The organism is Cupriavidus sp. C1SS-2L (genome assembly GCF_057073735.1).
Window position 1 is genome coordinate 1,440,054 of sequence record NZ_CP172708.1, and the last position, 17,469, is coordinate 1,457,522.

Genomic DNA, 17,469 nt, shown 5'->3' on the forward strand with positions numbered 1-17,469 from the left:
TCATGGTGCTGCAGGCGGATCAACCGAGCAGCAACGCATCATCATCCAACTGCTCATGCCGCGTCTGCTCGAACATGCGCAGCAGATCGGGCACGTCGAGTCCCTTGCGCTTTTCGCCAGACACATCGAGCACGACCTGGCCCTGGTGCAGCATCACCGTACGCTGGCCGTAGTCCAGCGCCTGGCGCATGCTATGCGTCACCATCATCGTCGTCAGCTTGCTTTCCTCGACGATGCGCGCGGTCAGTTCCAGCACGAATGCGGCGGTCTTCGGGTCCAGCGCTGCGGTGTGCTCGTCGAGCAGCAGGATGCGCGACGGCTGCAGCGAGGCCATCAGCAGGCTCACGGCCTGGCGCTGGCCGCCGGACAGCAGGCCAATGCGGTCGGTCAGGCGGTTTTCCAGGCCCAGGTTCAGCAGGCGCAGCTTCTCGCGGAACAGTTCGCGCGAGCTGCGGTTCAGTGCCGGGCGGAAGCCGCGCTTGGCACCCCGCGCCATGGCCAGCGCCATGTTTTCCTCGATCGTCAGCGCTTCGCAAGTGCCGGCCATCGGGTCCTGGAACACGCGGGCCACCAGATGGGCGCGATCCCACGCCTGCTTGCGCGTCACGTCGGTGTCATCGATGGTGATGCGGCCGGAATCGACCATCTGGTCGCCGCTGATCGCATTCAGGAAGGTCGACTTGCCGGCGCCGTTGGAGCCGATCACAGCCACGAACTGCCCGCTCGGGATTTCCAGGCTCAGGCCGCGCAGTGCGCGGGTCTCGATCGGGGTGCCGGGGTTGAAGGTGAGCTTCAGGTCTTGTGCGCGCAGCATCTCAGGCACCTCCGTTCTTGCGGGCAAACAGCTTCTTGCGGGTGGCGGGCAGTACCAGGGCGATCGTTACCAGTGCGGCGGTGACCAGGTTCAAATCCTGCGCCTTCAGACCGATGAAGTCGCTGTTCAGTGCCAGCGCGATGAAGAAGCGGTACAGGATCGCGCCCAGCACCACGGCGAGCGTGGCCCATACGAGGCGACGTGCCGGCAGGATGCTTTCGCCGATGATCACTGCGGCCAGACCGATCACGATGGTGCCGATGCCCATCGAGATATCGGAGCCCCCTTGCGTCTGCGCGAACAGCGCGCCAGCCAGTGCGACGAGACCATTCGACAGCGCCATGCCCGCCAGCGTGGCGCGGCCGGTGGCAATGCCCTGCGCGCGCGCCATGCGCGGATTGGCGCCGGTCGCACGCATGGCCAGGCCGAGCTGCGACGAGAAGAACCAGTCCAGGCCGATCTTGGCAACCACCACCACGATGAACAGCACCAGCGGACGCAGCACGTAGTCCGGCATCCAGTCGGGCTGCAGGATGGTGAACATCGTCGGCTCGGTGATCAGCGGCACATTCGGGCGGCCCATGATGCGCAGGTTGACCGAGTACAGCGCGATCATCATCAGGATACTGGCGAGCAGGTCCATGATCTTCAGGCGCACGTTCAGCCAGCCGGTGATGAAACCGGCGAGGGCACCAGCTACGATGGCAACGGCCGTGGCGACAAACGGGTCCTGGCCGGCGGCGATCAGCGTCGCGGCCACGGCGCCGCCGAGCGGGAAGCTGCCGTCAACGGTCAGGTCGGGGAAATTGAGGATGCGGAAGGAAATCAGCACCCCGAGGGCGACCAGGCTGAAGATCAGGCCGATCTCCAGGGCACCCAGAAGGGAAAAGAGGGACATGGTGAATCCTGTTGACAGCTGCGCGGCCCGCCCGGGTAAGGCCGGTCGGCTCGCCGTCTCGTTCAGGGGCGGGCCCGGGTAGGGCGATCCGGATCTTGTACTGTAGGGGGACGCGCGGCCGTCCGCATCGAGCGGACGGCGCTGGTCAGCTTTTGTGCTTACTTGATGACGGTCTTGGCTTCCTTGACCAGGTCCGGCGACAGCGTCACGCCTTGCTTTTGCGCGGCGCCGGTGTTTACGAACAGTTCAAGGTTGCTGCTGGTTTCGGAGGCAATCGCGCCCGGCTTCTCGCCCTTCAGGATGCGCACCACGACCTTGCCGGTCTGGTGGCCCAGGTCCAGGTAGTTGATGCCCAGTGCGGCGATGGCGCCACGCTTGACGCTGTCGGTGTCGGCGGCAATCAGCGGGATCTTCGACTCATTGGCGACCTTCACCAGCGCTTCATAGGCCGACACCACGTTGTTGTCGGTGTTGGTGTAGATCACGTCGACCTTGCCGGCCAGGCTCTTGGCGGCGGCGCCGATGTCAACCGTGCGCGGCGCGGCGGCTTCCTTCAGGGTCATGCCCTGCTTGGCCAGCAGTTCCTTCAGTTCCTTGACCACCACGACCGAGTTGGCTTCACCCGGGTTGTAGACCATGCCGACGGTCTTCGCATTCGGCACGACACGCTTGATCAGCGCGACCTGCTTGTCCAGCGGCAGCTTGTCCGACACGCCGGTCACGTTGGTGCCCGACGGCGCCCAGCTCTTGACCAGTTGTGCGGCGACCGGATCGGTCACGCCGGAATACACGACGGGCACGGTCTTGGTAGCGGCGACCACGGCCTGGGCCGACGGCGTGGCGATGGCGACGATCGCGTTCGGGTTGTCACCGACGAACTTGCGGGCGATCTGCGCGGCCGTGCCGGTGTTGCCCTGGGCGCTCTGGTATTCCCACTTCAGGTTCTTGTCGGCGTCATAGCCGGCGGCCTTCAACTCCTCGCGCACGCCGTCGCGGATGGCGTCCAGCGCGGGGTGGTCCACGATCGACAGGACCTTGACGGTCTGGGCGTGCACGGCGCCGCCGCACAGCAATGCCAGCGCGACTGCGCCGCCGAGGATGGACTTGGTTGCCTTGAGACCCTTCATATTGATCTGTTCTCCTCCGAGTGACTCGGTTCTGGATGGTGCGGCCGCGCACAAGCTTGGTCTCGCTGCCGGGCCGCCACGACGATAGTGTGGTGGACACCTGCTCATGGCGTTTGCGTCACTTCCGGCGGCTGGTGGAGGCGCGCGTCCGCGCAATGGGCCAGACAGCGATAAGCCTGCGAGGATACCACTTCTCGCGCACGAAATGGGAAGTCCCGGAGGGAATGCGGGGCATCCGATGCTGCCGGAGCCCCCTTATTTGCCATCGGGGCGCAGATTATTGCGCAGGATTGCAGATTTGCTTGTGGATTACCCCGATTGCGGCAATCACGTCTTCATGCAATTGCGTTTGCCACGCATCGATGTTTTCGCGTAGCTGGTCCAGCGACGTGGCGCCAATGATGGTGCTGGCGGCGAACCAGCGCGAATAGCACCAGGCCAGCGCGAGCGTCGCCGGCGACAATCCGGCCTTGCGTGCCAGTTCGACATAGCGCGCCGATGCGGCCATCGTTTCCTTGCGCATATAGCGCGGGCTCCAGTCGGCGCCGAAGCGGGTCAGGCGTCCGATTGCGGCATCGTTGAAGACCGGGTTTGCCGGGTCGCCGCTCAGGTATTTGCCCGTCAGCTGGCCGAAGGCGAGCGGGCTGTAGACCAGCAGGCTCACGTCGGTGCGATAGCAAGCCTCGTCCAGGCCCTGCTCAAAGCTGCGGTTGACGAGGTTGTAGGGGTTCTGGATGGTCGCAATGCGCGGCAACCCGTGCTGCTCGGCCAGGCGCACAAATTCGCTCACGCCCCATGGCGTTTCATTCGAAACGCCGACATAACGAACCTTGCCGGCCTGCACCAGCTCCGCCAGCGTTTCCAGTTGCGCCTGGATGGACGCGCAAGGACGTTCCATGGCCGGATCGAAGCTGATCTGGCCGAAGATCGGCGCGTTGCGGGCGGGCCAGTGGATCTGGTACAGGTCGATGTAGTCGGTCTGCAGCCGCTGCAGTGATGCGTCGACCGCCGCACGGATGCCCGCGGGGGTGAAGTCGTCGCCATTGCGGATCCACGGCATCCGTCCCGGGCCGGCCACCTTGGTGGCCAGCACCACGCGGTCGCGCGGCTGGCGCTTGAGCCAACTGCCGATGATCTGCTCGGTCCGGCTGTAGGTTTCGGCACGCGGCCTGACCGGGTACATTTCGGCCGTATCGATGAAGTTGATCCCGCGCGAGAACGCGTAGTCGAGCTGGCTGTGGCCGTCGGCTTCAGTGTTCTGCTCGCCGAAGGTCATGGTGCCCAGGCAGATGCGGGAGACCTCCAGGTCGCTGCGGCCGAGGCGGACGGTTTCCATGTTGTTCTCCTTGCTGGCTAGCAGAACGGATTCAGGCACGCAGCGCGGCGGCGCAATCGCGTACGAGTGTCGGCCCTCGGTAGATCAGGCCGCTGTAGACCTGGACGAGCTTTGCCCCGGCATCGATTTTCGCGCGGGCGTCCGCGCCGCTGAAAATGCCGCCCACGCCAATGATGGGCACCGCATCGCCAACGACCTGGCGCAGCGCGCGCACCACGTGCGTCGACTGCTCGAACACCGGCCGGCCGGACAGTCCGCCGGCTTCTTCCGCGTGCGGCAGGCCCTTCACGGCATCGCGGGAGATCGTGGTGTTGGTCGCGATCACGCCGTCGATCTTGTGGCGTACCAGCGCGTCGCCGATATTGCCGATCTGGTCGGCATCGAGATCGGGCGCGATCTTCAGGGCCACCGGCACGTAACGCTTGTGCTGGTCGGCCAGGCGCTGCTGGGCGGCCTTGAGCGTCGACAGCAGGCTGTCGAGTTCGCTGGCGCCCTGGAGCTGGCGCAGGTTCTTGGTGTTCGGCGACGAGATGTTGACCGTCACGTAGCTCGCATGCGGATAGACGCGCTCGAGGCAATATAGGTAGTCGTCGGCTGCGCGTTCGATCGGCGTATCGGCGTTCTTGCCGATGTTCAGGCCCAGCACGCCGCCTTCCGCCTTCCAGCGAGATGCCTTGACGTTGGCGATGAACGCGTCGACGCCGCCGTTGTTGAAGCCCATGCGGTTGATCAGCGCGTCGGCCTGCGGCAGGCGGAACATGCGCGGGCGCGGGTTGCCGGGCTGCGCGCGTGGCGTGACCGTGCCCACCTCGATGAAGCCGAAGCCGAACGACGCGAGCCCGTCGATATACGCGCCATCCTTGTCCAGCCCGGCGGCAAGGCCCACGGGGTTCGGAAAACGCACGCCCATCACGGTGCGCGGATCCTCGGCGATACGGTTGCCGATGCAGCCGCCGAGGCCCAGGCGCTGGGCGCGCAGCAGGTTGTTCAGGGTGAAGTGGTGGGCGTCCTCCGCATCCATCGAAAACAGGGCGGGGCGGAACAGGGGGTAGAGCGCGTTGAGCACGGGGAGGGGCGACCGGGAAGCCGGCGCAGAGTGAAAACCAAGCCGGCATTGTAGCGGCTGGGGCGCTTGCTCGCGCGCCGGGATGGGCCTTGCAGGCCCGTCGTCCGGGCTATTCCTGCACGGGTCCGGGCTCGTCCGGCGGTGCGGCCGTTGCGGCGCTGACTCCGTCGTCCTCGAACGCCTGCCACTGGTTGCCGGTCAGCACCTGCAGCGGGCGGAATCGTGCCTTGTAGGCCATCTTCCGACTTTCGGCGATCCAGTAGCCAAGGTACAGGTGCGGCAGGCCGAGTTCGCGTGTCTGGCGGATCTGCCAGAGGATGTTGTAGGTGCCGTAGCTCGCGTTGCGCTCGAGCGGATCGTAAAACGTGTAGACGGACGACAGCCCGTCATCGAGCACGTCGATCATGCTGACCATGCGCAGCTTGCCGGCCTCGGGCGAGCCGGGGGGCTCGCGGAACTCCACGAGCCGGGAGTTCACGCGGCTTTGCAGCAGGAACTGCTCGTACTGGTCGCGGCTGTCCTGATCCATGCCGCCTCCAGCGTGGCGCATCGACTGGTACAGCAAATACAGCGAGTAGTGCTCCTCGACATACGTGAGCGGCGCCACCAGCGCCTGCAGATGGCCGTGCCGGCGCCAGGCCCGGCGTTGCGAACGATCCGGCTCGAACTGTTCCACGAGCACGCGGCACGGCGTGCACGCGTGGCATTCATCGCAGTATGGGCGGTAGGTGAAGATGCCGCTGCGGCGGAATCCGGCGCGCACCAGCCGCGAGTACACGTCAGCGTTGATCAGGTGGGCCGGTGTCGCCACTTGCGAGCGAGCCATGCGGCCATCGAGATAGCTGCAGGCGTAGGGCGCCGTGGCATAGAACTGCAGCGCGGAAAGCGGAAGCTCCTTCAGCTTGCTCATGGCGGACTTGGGGCGGGTGATGCAGCCAGCTTGTCAGACGGCCGGGGTGGCGGGCGTGGCGGTCCACCGCTCCAGCACCGATTTGTCGAACCACCAGGGCGTGATTGCCGGTTGTGCCGAGGCATTTCGTACATGGGCCAGGAATTCCGCACGCGCGATCGGGCGCGCGCCAAGCGAGGCCAGGTGATCGGTTTCCTGCTGGCAGTCTATCATCGGCACGCCGTGATTGCCGAGGAACGCGCACAGCGCCGCGAGCGCGATCTTGGAGGCGTCGGTGCGGTGCGCAAACATCGATTCGCCATAGAACATGCGGCCCAGCGCCACGCCATAGAGGCCGCCGACGCGCGTGCCGCGGTACCAGGTCTCCACTGAGTGCGCCATACCGTTGCTGTGCAGCGCACCATAGGCGGCGATGATCTCGCGCGTGATCCACGTGCCGTCCTGTCCCTCGCGCGGCGTCATCGCGCAGGCGCGCATCACCGCGAGGAAATCATCGTCGACACGGATCTCCCAGTCCGGATCGCGCAGCACACGGCGTAGTGTCTTGCGGAAAGTGGCGGAGATCTTCAGCGCCTGCGGCGCGAGCACCATGCGTGGATCGGTGCTCCACCACAGCACCGGCTGGCCCACCGAATACCACGGGAAGATGCCCTGGCGGTACGCCAGCAGCAAGCGTTGGGGCGACAGGTCGCGGCTGGCGGCGAGCAGGCCCGGCGCTTCCGTGGCCGGCCCGAGCGCGCGCTCCACCGGCGGAAACGGATCGTGCGGGTCCAGCCAGGCGATCATGCTGGGGCTGCTGGCGCAGAAGGAATCAGGGCGTCACCGTCGCCCGGCTGGTCAGCGGGCGCATGGGCTTGTCGATATCCAGGCTGTGCAGCCGGAAACTGCCGTCTTGCAGGCGGCCTGCGGCACGGTCGGCAAAGAAGCAGCGCAGCGTGTGGATCACCGTGGGGAAGGCGAGTTCGTCCCACGGTACATCGGCTTCCTCCACGAGCTTCACTTCGAGGCTTTCCTCACCCGGGGCAATGTCGAGGTCGTCCAGCGTCGCCAGGTAAAAAAGATGCACCTGGTGCACGTGGGGCACGTTCAGCATCGAAAACAGTTCACCTACCTGCACGCGCGCGCCGGCTTCTTCCAGCGTCTCGCGCGAGGCGGCCTGGGCCGTGGTCTCGCCGATCTCCATGAAGCCAGCCGGCAGCGTCCAGAAGCCATAGCGCGGCTCGATTGCTCGCTTGCACAGCAGGATCTTGTCTTCCCAGACGGGGATCGTGCCGACCACGTTGCGGGGATTGATGTAGTGAATGGTGCCGCAGTTGTCACAAACACTGCGCGGGCGGTTGTCGCCGTCAGGTACGCGCAGCACGACCGCATGGCCACAGTTCGAGCAGAATTTCATGAGGGGCGTCCGGGAGGAATGGGGCAAAGTGTATCACCGCGCGGCCCGGCTGCCTGAGTGGCGGGCCCCACAGCGTGCGGCGAGACCCGGAAAGCAAAAAGCCCGCGATTGCGGGCTTTGCGATGAACTGCCAACGAAACGTTTGGCAGATCCGGTTCGACGTGTTGAGGCGTTTGGTTGCGGGGGCAGGACTTGAACCTGCGACCTTCGGGTTATGAGCCCGACGAGCTGCCAACTGCTCCACCCCGCGTCCGTCGAAGAAAAAATTATAGGGCAACGGCTACCGCGTTGCAACACTTATGTGAAAAAAACTGCATTTGCGCGCCGAGCTGCCTTCCGTAACGATTAGACGGCGATGGCGCTGCCGAGGTTCAGCCTTCTGGGGACCTTTCGCTTGTGCGCTGCCACAGCGATGCGGCGAACTCAAAGCTGTCGCGTTGCTGCAGGTCGTCGCGTTGCCAGATTACGCGGTCACGGCGCACCGTCAGCATCCATGTGGTTGTGGCCAGCGGCAGCGGATGGTCAAACGCACGCGGCGTCATTACGGCGCCGCATGGGCCGTGCCCGGGATCGCGGACCGACGTATAGCGGATCAGGCCGATGCCGGCTTCGCGTGCGATGCGGCCGAAGGCCTGGCAGGCCTCGTGGCTATCCGGATCGGTCCATTGCGCGCTGTCGCGGTCGAACGGCGGCGTATCCAGAGCCACGCCTTCGGTGCGCACGCTCACCTGGAACAGTGTCTGGGCGCGGGCGTCGATGCGGGGCAGGGCGGGGCTGTCGTTGAGGAAGCGCCAGCGCCAGTAGCCAAGCTCGGCACAGGCGGTGCGGATTTCCTCGGCGCCATAGAACACACCGGGATCTTGCCCGGCGCGAAAGCGCGAGCCCCACGGCGATGGCGGGTAACGGAACGGCGTGAACAGCAGATAGTGCAGATGCCGGGCCTCCGCGGGCACGGCGGGCTTGCCGGCGTCGAGCACGGCTTCCAGCACGGCCTGCTCGTCGAGGCTGTCGACCAGCGGCATGGTCGAGACCACATGCTGGGCCTCTACCGCACGCCAGAGGGTGAGCGCGAACGGCTGGCGCTCAGATGCGACCGCGGGTGGCGTCCAGGTAGTGAACGACACGAACGAGGCCTTCAGTAGTGCGGATCATTTCGAGAGGTTTGCCGCCAAGCGCGAGATTTTCGTTGGTCAGCCACAGCCGTGCCTGGTCGCCGTGCCCGAGGATGGCGTCAAGCGAGCGGAACAGCCGTACGAACAGCACGCCGAATTCCCACTCCTTGCGGTGCTTGTCGAGGATGTACAGGCCGGATGCCATGCGCGATACGGAGGCCGTGCTGATGCCCAGCACGCTGGCCACGATGGCCTGGCTGATGCCGAGGAAGCTGGCCGCGCGCATGACGGCCTTGGTCAGCGTGGTGCCAGGGTCCGGACCGCTGGCGGGTTCTGCCTCCGGAATTCGCCTCGATTGCATCGCCGTTGCTCCTGTTTCTTGAGAAACATTATAGGCGAGTCATTTCAGAAGGGAAGTGCGAGATGCAAGGAAACCGGCCCGCGAACCGCACGGGCCGGCGGGCATAGCCAGGCCAAAGAGGGGTCAGTAAGTCTCGATATGCAACCGGCCTTCGGCCTTCATGGTGGCCTCCAGTTCCGGCCACGACATGCCTGACGCGGCGCAGACATCGCCGAAGGCTGCCAGCACGCCTTCTTCCATCCCCTTCAGGCCGCAGATGTAGACATGGCCATGCGGATCGGACAGCAGGGCCGTCACGCCGGCCGACGCCTCGCGGATCGCGTCCTGCACATAGCGGCGTGGCACCTCGGCGTCGCGCGAGAACGCGAAATGGATGTCGAGGAAATCTTTCGGCAGCTTCAGCAGCGGGCCGAAGTACGGCAACTCCCGAGCATTGCGCGCACCGAAGAAAAGCATGCGACGCCCACCGAAGTGCTCCATGTTGCGCCGCATGCGCTCGGTCATCGCGCGCATGGGAGCCGAGCCCGTGCCGGTGCAGATCATCATGATGCTGGCTTCCCGGTGATTGGGCATTAGGAACGTAGTGCCGAACGGCCCGACCACCTGCACGGTATCGCCCTTGGCCAGGTCGCACAGGAAGTTCGACGCCACGCCGCGCACCGGATTGCCGTCGTGGTCTTCCTCGACGCGTTTCACGGTCAGCGCAAGATTGTTGTAGCCAGGCCGTTCGCCGTCGCGCGGGCTGGCAACGGAGTACATGCGGATGTAGTGCGGCTTGCCGGCTGCGTCTGTGCCGGGCGGCACGATGCCGATGGCCTGTCCTTCCAGCACCGGGAAGAAATGCGTGCCGAAGTCCAGCACGATGTGGTGGATGTCGCTTGATGCATCCTCGGCGGTCAGCCTGTAGTTGCCAGCCACGGTAGCCGCCATGGGCGCCCGGACGCCGTGCAGGTTGACATACGGATGGGCTGCCGACCATGGCGCGCGCGCCGACGTGTGTCGGCTCGTTTCCACGGCTTGTACCGTTACACCGCCTTCTGCGGCAGCTGTGGCGATGTCTGCGCATAGGGCTTCGTCCGTGCCGGCTGCATCGAGTTCCGCTGCAGGCAGCGGTATCTCGGCCGGCAGTTCATCCCACAGCAGTTGCTCTTCGATCGGATAGGCCTGGCCCTTGAGCATGGTGCGCCAGTTGTCGATGGCGCCGGTCGGGCATGGCGAGAGGCAGGCGTTGCACGCGTTACAGACGTCGGCCTTCACCACATAGTTGCGCTCGTCATGGGTGATCGCGTCGATCGGACACGTGTCTTCGCAGGTATTGCAGCGAATGCAGATTTCCGGATCGATCAGGTGCTGCTTGATCATTTCGGGGGCGCCCATGGTATGTCTCCATGTGGGGCGGGGCCGGCTTCGGCCCCGGGGCTACAGTCCTGTCTTTCTTGTGGTGGCGGTCATTCAGTTGAAGCGCACGTACTCGAAATCCATTGGCTGGCGATTGACGCCGACAGCGGGCGGCGCGATCCAGTTGGCGTACTTGCCAGGCTCCGTCACACGGCCCATCAGCGACGCGACATAGGCGCGGTCTTCTTCCGTGGCGAGCCAGTTGCGCTCATTGGCTTGCCACTGTGCTTCGGTCAGCAGCTCGCCGGTCGGCGACACGTGCACATTGGAAAGCGTGCCAATCTTGCGATTGAACGCCTTGTGTGGGACCGTCAGCTTGAACGGGATGCCGTGCTTCTCGATCACCTTGTTCCAGCGCGCCACGCCGCCGATCGAATCGCGGATGTAGTCGTCGCGCAGCACTTCATTGAGGGCATTGAGCATCGGCACTTCACGCTCGCCGAGCTGGCCGTCGCGCACTTCGAGCACGCGATAGACGTCGCTCTTGAGCACGTGGTCATCGGTACGCTTGCCTTCCTCGAAGCGGCCCTTGAGCCCGGCGCTGTAGAACGTGGCGGCGTTGGACGACTGGTCCGCGCCGAACAGGTCGATGGTGACGCTGTAGTGGAAGTTCAGGTAGCGCTGGATGGTCTCCAGGTCGATCACGCCGGCAGCGCGCACATCGGCCGGGTCACGGATGTCACGTTCGCGCATTACTTCACAAGTCCGCTGGATCACGCGCGACACGCCCGATTCGCCGACGAACATGTGGTGCGCTTCCTCGGTGAGCATGAAGCGCGTGGTGCGCGCGAGCGGATCGAAGCCTGATTCGGCAAGCGCGCAGAGTTGGAACTTGCCGTCGCGGTCGGTGAAGTACGTGAACATGAAGAACGACAGCCAGTCCGGCGTGCGTTCGTTGAATGCACCCAGGATGCGCGGATTGTCCTGATCGCCGGAGCGGCGATCGAGCAGCGCCTCGGCTTCCTCACGCCCGTCGCGGCCGAAATAGCGGTGCAGCAGATACACCATGGCCCACAGATGGCGGCCTTCCTCCACGTTCACCTGGAACAGGTTGCGCAGGTCATACAGGCTCGGTGCAGTCAGGCCAAGGTGCCGCTGCTGTTCAACCGATGCCGGCTCTGTATCGCCCTGCGTGACGATGATGCGACGCAGGTTGGCGCGATGTTCCCCCGGCACGTCCTGCCACGCGGCTTCGCCCTTGTGCTCGCCGAAATGGATCTGGCGCGCCGGATCGGCGGGCTGCAGGAAGATGCCCCAGCGGTAATCCGGCATCTTTACGTGCTCGAAATGCGCCCAGCCCGACGGGTCGACCGACACAGCCGTGCGCAGGTACACGTCAAAGTTGTGCGAGCCCTCCGGCCCCATGTCGCGCCACCAGTCCAGGAACGCCGGCTGCCAGTGCTCCAGTGCGCGCTGCAGCGCGCGGTCGTCCGCCAGGTTGACGTTGTTCGGGATCTTCTGGCTGTAGTCGATGCTCACGGCGTGTCTCCTTGCAGGTCGTTATGGCGTCAGACGCGGTTCCAGTCGAAACGGGGCTTGTTCCCGCTCCCGAAAACCTTGAGCGCGCCGTTCTCGCCCACCGCGTTGGGGCGGTTGAAGATCCAGTTCTGCCAGGCCGTCAGGCGTCCGAAGATCCGGGTTTCCATGGTTTCGCCCGGGCCGAAGCGCAGGTTCGCTTCCAGGCCGGTGAGTGCATCGGGGGACAGGCTGGCGCGCTCCTCCACAGCGATGCGGATCTCGTCTTCCCAGTCCATATCGTCGGGCGCGGCGGTAATCAGGCTCAGTGAATCGGCGCTCAGTGCATCGAGCGGCTGGCCGATGTGTTCACGTGCTGCGGTAATGGCGGCTTCGTCCCCATAGAAGCGCGCGGCCAGCCGTGACAGCCCATTGGGCATCGGGTAGCGGCCGAAGTTGGCTTCGCTGAGGAAGACGCGCGGCGCATCGTCAGGTGCGTCGGGCAGATGCAGCATGTAGCTGCGATCCGCCGCCAGTGCCAGTTCCAGCAGCGTGCCGGCGAAGCACGAGTCCTGCTCGATCAGCGCGAACAGGCTGCGCGACGACACATCGAGCCGCGCAAGCGTACGGCGCAGCATGCCGATCGTTTCGCGCACGAACCAGTGGCTGGCGTGCGCTTCCATCAGCGCATCGGCAGCCAGGACGGCTGCCGCGTCGCCGTCAGTCTTCATGATCCACATGCCGATATCGAGATGGTTCGTGCGCAGCGTCAGGATCGCGTCATCCAGTTCGCGCGCCATCTTGAGCGGCCACCATTGCGCGCCCGCCGAGACAACGCCCGCGAGGTCCGTGGGCTGGTGTCGGTCGGGGCCGAATACGGTGATCGTGGCCTTGCGCGCGGCGCGGTCGAAATGGACGCGCACCGTGTCATAGCGGTAGCCGTCTTCCTCGACGGTGCGCGACAGCGGGGTCAGTTCGATGCCGTGGTGGTTCTGCGGGCGATCGCTGGTGGCGGCCAGCGCGGCCGCGCGCTCGGCAATGTATTCGGTAAAGCGCGCGGGTTTGACCACGTCGTCGACGAGCTTCCAGTCCTTGGCGCGCTGTCCGCGCATGCCTTCGGTCGTGGTGCAGAAAATGTCGGCATGGTCGCGACGCACGCGTCGCTTGTCCGTCACGCGGGTCAGGCCGCCGGTGCCGGGAAGCACGCCGAGCAGTGGCACTTCCGGCAGGCTCACGGCCGAAGAGCGATCGTCGACCAGCACGATTTCGTCGCAGGCCAGGGCGAGTTCATAGCCGCCGCCGGCTGTGGTGCCGTTGCACGCCGCGATGAACTTGAGGCCCGAATGGCGGCTGGCGTCTTCGATGCCGTTGCGCGTCTCGTTGGTGAACTTGCAGAAGTTCACCTTCCACGCGTGCGTCGACTGGCCGAGCATGAAGATATTGGCGCCCGAGCAGAAGATGCGGTCGCGTGCGCTGGTCATCACCACCGTGCGCACTTCCGGGTGCTCGAAACGGATGCGCTGCAGGGCGTCGTGCAGTTCGATATCGACGCCGAGGTCATAGGAGTTCAGCTTCAGCGTGTAGCCCGGCCGCAGGCCGCCTTCTTCGTCGACATCCATCGCCAGCGTGGCGACCGGGCCGTCAAATGTGAGCTTCCAGTGGCGGTATTGCTCGGGGTGGCGTTCGAACGTGACGGGTTCAGCGGCTTGAGTGGGGGCGGTGGCCGGCGCGGACATGGCTGTCTCCTTAATGCACTATAGTGCCTTGCGGCTTTCGATGAAATATAGTGCATGGTGACGGGGGGTGCAATACCTTTCTGCACGCCGTGCCGAGGGCGCCCGAAGTCAGGCCGTGACGTGGGAAATGTGGGCGCGCAGGGCCTGCAGCGAAGTGTGGGCGTCCTGGCCGCTGGTATCGAGTGCGAGGTCGGCGCGGGCATACAGCGGCGTGCGCGCCTGCAGAATACGGCGCAGGTCCGTCATGGCTTCGCGATTGCCTTGCATGGGGCGCATGTCGCCCTGTGCGACCACCCGGGCCATGTGTTCCTCGGGCGATGTCTTGACCCACACCGTATAGCAGCGCGACAGCAGCAGGTTGAAGGTGCCCGGTTCGGAGACGAGGCTGCCGGGTGTAGCGAGGACCATGTTGTCGTGCTCGCGCAGTACGCGTTCGAGCGCGCGCATCTCGTAGCGTCGATAAGCAGCCTGGCCATAGAGCGAGTGAATCTCGGAAAGGCTTGCGCCCGCTTCTTGTTCGATCACATTGTTGAGTTCGACGAACGGCATGTCCTCAGCCGCCGCCAGGGCGCGGCCCAACGTCGATTTGCCCGCGCCGCGCAAGCCGATCAGCGCAATGCGGCGATGCCGCGCATCGCGCGATTCCGCGGGTGCCAGCGCATGGCGGCAGGCATCGCGCACGCGTGCAAGGTCGCCCGTTGGCAATTGCGCGAGCCACTGCACGAGCTGCGCGAACTCGGTTACCTGCTGGCCATTCAGGCCGTCCACTTCCGCCAGCACGACCGGCAACGGCACATCGAGCGCGCGCGCCACCTGACGCAGCAGCAGCACCGAGGCATTACCCGTACCAGTCTCCAGGTTGGCCAGGTAGCGTTCCGAAACGTCGGCGCCGCGCGCCAGGTCCTTGCGCGACATGCCGCGTGCCGCGCGCAGCGAGCGGATACGTTCCCCCAACTGCGTGAGATAGGGGTCGCGTTCGCCGTTGGCGCCGCCGGCGGTGGCATCGGGCGGGGAGTGCGGTTCGGGGTCTCGGCGCATGGCGGACAGGTGTATCGGGCGATTCAGGCGGTTGGGCCGGCCTTTGTGCAGTATCCGGCGGAAAGGGAGGCGAATTATAAGGGAGCCTTGCGGGGCGATTGCCCGCACGGTGTCATATAGTGCATCTACTAACTTGCATGATAGGCGATATGAAATAAAATGCATCAACAAGCCGATGCGATCGCCTTTACGCACCGGCATCCAAGAGCGACCGGCCTGACGCCGCCGCGCTGCCGGTTTTTTCTGCCGGAGGCGCTGCGACCCCAAGGAGTGGAGATATGACGCCCCCCAATACCGCTGCCGGTTCGCCGGCGGGTGCTTCGCTTTCGTCCGGAACTGCCGAATCCGATATCACCGCGCTGCCCGCCCGGTACAACGCTGCCGCCGACTTGCTGGGGCGCAACCTCGCGGCGGGTCGCGGCGACAAAGTTGCCTATGTCGACGACAAGGTCTCGCTAACTTTCTCTGAACTCGATGCGCGCGCTCGCCGCTTTGCCGCGGCGCTGCATGACGCGGGTTTCCGGCGCGAGGAACGTCTGCTGCTGTGCGCGTTCGATACCGTCGACTTTCCAACCGTATTCCTCGGCTGCCTGCTTGCGGGCGTGGTGCCGGTCGCGGTGAATACGCTGCTCACGACCGACGACTACGCGTACATGCTCCAGCACAGTGGTGCGCGTGCCGTGGTGGTGTCTGAGGCGCTGCTTCCCCTCATGAAGACCGCGGTCGCCAGCAGCGGCCTGTCGCCGGTGGTCATTCAGGCAGCCCCGTACAAGGATGCGGCGCCAAGCTGCAGTGTGGAGGCAGTGATCTCGCGCACGCGCTCGGCGGCGCCGGTGGTCGACACCGGGCCGGACGACATGGCGTTCTGGCTCTATTCGTCGGGCTCGACGGGCCGCCCCAAGGGCACTGTGCATACGCACGGCAACCTCTTCCATACCGCTGACCTGTACGCGCGGCGCGTGCTCGGCATGCGTGAAGACGATGTGGTGTTCTCGGCGGCGAAGCTGTTCTTTGCCTATGGACTCGGCAATGCGCTGACGTTTCCGCTGTTCGTGGGCGCCACCACAGTGCTGATGGCGGAACGGCCCACGCCGGCCGCGGTGTTCCGGCGGCTGTGCGAGCATCGTCCCACTGTGTTCTGCGGTGTGCCGACGCTGTTTGCAGGCATGCTCGCCTCGCCCGAACTGCCACCGCGCAGCGACGTGGCAATGCGCGTCTGCACCTCGGCTGGCGAGGCCTTGCCGAGGGATATCGGCGAACGGTTCTTCGCCCATTTCGGCTGCGACATTCTTGATGGCATCGGCTCTACCGAAATGCTGCACATCTTCCTGTCGAACCGGCCCGGCGACGTACGCTATGGCACGACGGGCAAGCCGGTGCCCGGCTATGAACTGAAGCTGCTCGACGAGCTTGGCGAACCCGGCAAGCCAGGCGAGATCGGAGACCTGTACATCAAAGGGCCATCGGCCGCGCTGATGTACTGGTGCAATCGCGACAAGACCCGCGACACCTTCGTCGGCGCATGGACGCGCAGTGGCGACAAGTACCTGCAGGATGCGGACGGGTACTACATCTACGCCGGGCGCAGCGATGACATGCTCAAAGTGGGCGGCATCTATGTCTCGCCGTTCGAGGTCGAGGCCGCGCTCGCACTGCACTCGTCCGTGCTCGAGGCTGCGGTGATCGGCGTGGTCGATGCCGACGAACTCGTCAAGCCGAAAGCCTTCGTCGTAATGCGTCCGGGACAGCAGTGGCACGCGGGCATGGCTGCCGAGTTGCAGGCCTTCGTCAAGTCACGACTTGCGCCGTACAAGTATCCACGGCAGATCGAGTGCGTGGAGGAATTGCCGAAGACCGCTACGGGCAAGATTCAGCGCTTCCGCCTGCGCCAGCGCGAGGAAGCAGCGCGTGCGGCCGCAACGGCCCACGCCGATGCCTGACCACAGGATCGGCATGCATAGCGATTGGGTAGACATTCCGTTCGACGGCCGGTGTATCCGGATCGAATACCAGTGGCTGCGCGCGGAGCGCGCGCAGCGTCCGCTGGTGGTGTTCCTGCATGAAGGGCTCGGCTCGGTCAGCATGTGGCGCGATTTTCCGCGCAGCTTCTGTGAGGCCGGTGACTTTCGCGGACTGGTGTTTTCGCGCTATGGCTACGGGCGTTCTACCCCGCGGCCGCACGATGAAAAGTGGGGCGTCGATTTCATGCACCGGCAGGCGCGCGAGGCATTGCCGGCATTGTTCGAAGCCCTGGAGATCGGCCCGGGGAGCAGTCACGGAAAGCCATGGCTGCTCGGCCATAGCGACGGGGGCTCCATTGCGCTGATCCACGCCGCGAGCTTTCCCGATTCCGTCGACGGCATCACCGTGCTCGCGCCCCATATCCTCGTCGAAGACGTGTCGGTTCGCAGCATCGCGGCCACGCGCCAGGCCTACCTGGAAACCGATTTGCGCAGCCGCCTGGCGCGCTACCACGACGACGTGGATTCGGCGTTCTGGGGTTGGAACGATATCTGGCTCGACCCCGCTTTCCGCCAGTGGGATCTGCACGATCTGCTACCGCAATTTCGCTGTCCGGTGCTGGCGGTGCAGGGCGAGGACGACGAGTACGGCACCATGGCGCAGATCGAGGGTATCCATCGATATGCCCCGCAAACCGCCTTGCTTAAACTCGCGCGGTGCGGTCATTCGCCACATCGCGACCAGCCGGAGCCGTTGACGCAGGCGGCGGTACGGTTTATAAACGCACATACTTCATACCTAAAATAATTCGTTGCCCGCCCCCTGTGTTGCATCCGGACACGCTCCGGACCCTGGGGGCA

General features: G+C 65.1%; 16 protein-coding genes and 1 tRNA gene. 2 read left to right on the plus strand and 15 right to left on the minus strand.

Annotation, left to right across the window (positions count from 1 at the left end; genetic code table 11):
* Positions 1-19: 19 nt before the first annotated feature.
* The 15 genes from ACIGJG_RS06810 to ACIGJG_RS06880 all read right to left on the minus strand — a co-directional run bounded on the left by ACIGJG_RS06810 (position 20) and on the right by ACIGJG_RS06880 (position 14,647).
* A complete protein-coding gene (locus ACIGJG_RS06810; protein ID WP_011297483.1) occupies positions 20-814 on the minus strand; it encodes an ABC transporter ATP-binding protein in 795 nt (264 codons plus the stop codon).
* A gap of 1 nt (position 815) precedes the next feature.
* Entirely contained in the window at positions 816-1,712 is an 897-nt protein-coding gene (locus ACIGJG_RS06815) for an ABC transporter permease (RefSeq protein ID WP_011297484.1), read from the minus strand.
* A 158-nt stretch (positions 1,713-1,870) separates the two neighbouring features.
* Positions 1,871-2,839 (minus strand): ABC transporter substrate-binding protein, encoded by a 969-nt coding sequence (locus ACIGJG_RS06820; protein ID WP_011297485.1) that lies wholly within the window; start codon positions 2,837-2,839, stop codon positions 1,871-1,873.
* 277 nt (positions 2,840-3,116) lie between these two features.
* Positions 3,117-4,175: an aldo/keto reductase gene (locus ACIGJG_RS06825; protein WP_483672931.1), complete on the minus strand. Its 1,059-nt coding sequence runs from the start codon at positions 4,173-4,175 to the stop codon at positions 3,117-3,119.
* Positions 4,176-4,206: 31 nt separating this feature from the next.
* A complete protein-coding gene (locus ACIGJG_RS06830; protein WP_011297487.1) occupies positions 4,207-5,241 on the minus strand; it encodes a quinone-dependent dihydroorotate dehydrogenase in 1,035 nt (344 codons plus the stop codon).
* 109 nt (positions 5,242-5,350) lie between these two features.
* Complete coding sequence (locus ACIGJG_RS06835) at positions 5,351-6,151, minus strand: arginyltransferase (protein ID WP_011297488.1); 801 nt, start codon at positions 6,149-6,151, stop codon at positions 5,351-5,353.
* A 33-nt stretch (positions 6,152-6,184) separates the two neighbouring features.
* Complete coding sequence (gene aat, locus ACIGJG_RS06840; protein WP_140950168.1) at positions 6,185-6,937, minus strand: leucyl/phenylalanyl-tRNA--protein transferase; 753 nt, start codon at positions 6,935-6,937, stop codon at positions 6,185-6,187.
* 25 nt (positions 6,938-6,962) lie between these two features.
* Positions 6,963-7,547, minus strand: coding sequence for an NUDIX hydrolase (locus ACIGJG_RS06845; protein WP_011297490.1), 585 nt, complete (start codon positions 7,545-7,547; stop codon positions 6,963-6,965).
* A 174-nt stretch (positions 7,548-7,721) separates the two neighbouring features.
* Positions 7,722-7,797: transfer RNA gene (locus ACIGJG_RS06850), tRNA-Met, on the minus strand.
* A 121-nt stretch (positions 7,798-7,918) separates the two neighbouring features.
* Positions 7,919-8,671 carry an RES family NAD+ phosphorylase gene (locus tag ACIGJG_RS06855; protein ID WP_011297491.1) on the minus strand — a complete coding sequence of 251 codons (753 nt, stop codon included), beginning with the start codon at positions 8,669-8,671 and terminating at the stop codon, positions 7,919-7,921.
* Positions 8,631-9,020, minus strand: a complete 390-nt coding sequence (locus ACIGJG_RS06860; protein WP_011297492.1) for an MbcA/ParS/Xre antitoxin family protein — start codon at positions 9,018-9,020, stop codon at positions 8,631-8,633. Before ACIGJG_RS06860 ends, ACIGJG_RS06855 begins: the two co-directional genes overlap by 41 nt.
* Before the next feature lie 123 nt (positions 9,021-9,143).
* A complete protein-coding gene (boxA, locus tag ACIGJG_RS06865; RefSeq protein ID WP_483672932.1) occupies positions 9,144-10,397 on the minus strand; it encodes a benzoyl-CoA 2,3-epoxidase subunit BoxA in 1,254 nt (417 codons plus the stop codon).
* A gap of 75 nt (positions 10,398-10,472) precedes the next feature.
* Entirely contained in the window at positions 10,473-11,897 is a 1,425-nt protein-coding gene (boxB, locus tag ACIGJG_RS06870) for a benzoyl-CoA 2,3-epoxidase subunit BoxB (protein ID WP_011297494.1), read from the minus strand.
* 29 nt (positions 11,898-11,926) lie between these two features.
* The gene (gene boxC, locus ACIGJG_RS06875; RefSeq protein ID WP_483672933.1) at positions 11,927-13,609 is read right to left on the minus strand and encodes a 2,3-epoxybenzoyl-CoA dihydrolase; all 1,683 of its coding nucleotides are present in this window, start codon (positions 13,607-13,609) and stop codon (positions 11,927-11,929) included.
* Between the two features lie 108 nt (positions 13,610-13,717).
* Positions 13,718-14,647 (minus strand): helix-turn-helix transcriptional regulator, encoded by a 930-nt coding sequence (locus ACIGJG_RS06880; protein ID WP_011297496.1) that lies wholly within the window; start codon positions 14,645-14,647, stop codon positions 13,718-13,720.
* A gap of 278 nt (positions 14,648-14,925) precedes the next feature.
* Here ACIGJG_RS06880 and ACIGJG_RS06885 point away from each other — a divergent pair, with 278 nt between their 5' ends.
* On the plus strand, positions 14,926-16,587 hold the full coding sequence (locus ACIGJG_RS06885; protein ID WP_011297497.1) for a benzoate-CoA ligase family protein: 1,662 nt from the start codon (positions 14,926-14,928) through the stop codon (positions 16,585-16,587).
* Between the two features lie 13 nt (positions 16,588-16,600).
* The gene (locus tag ACIGJG_RS06890) at positions 16,601-17,416 is read left to right on the plus strand and encodes an alpha/beta fold hydrolase (protein ID WP_011297498.1); all 816 of its coding nucleotides are present in this window, start codon (positions 16,601-16,603) and stop codon (positions 17,414-17,416) included.
* The last annotated feature ends 53 nt before the right edge of the window (positions 17,417-17,469 follow it).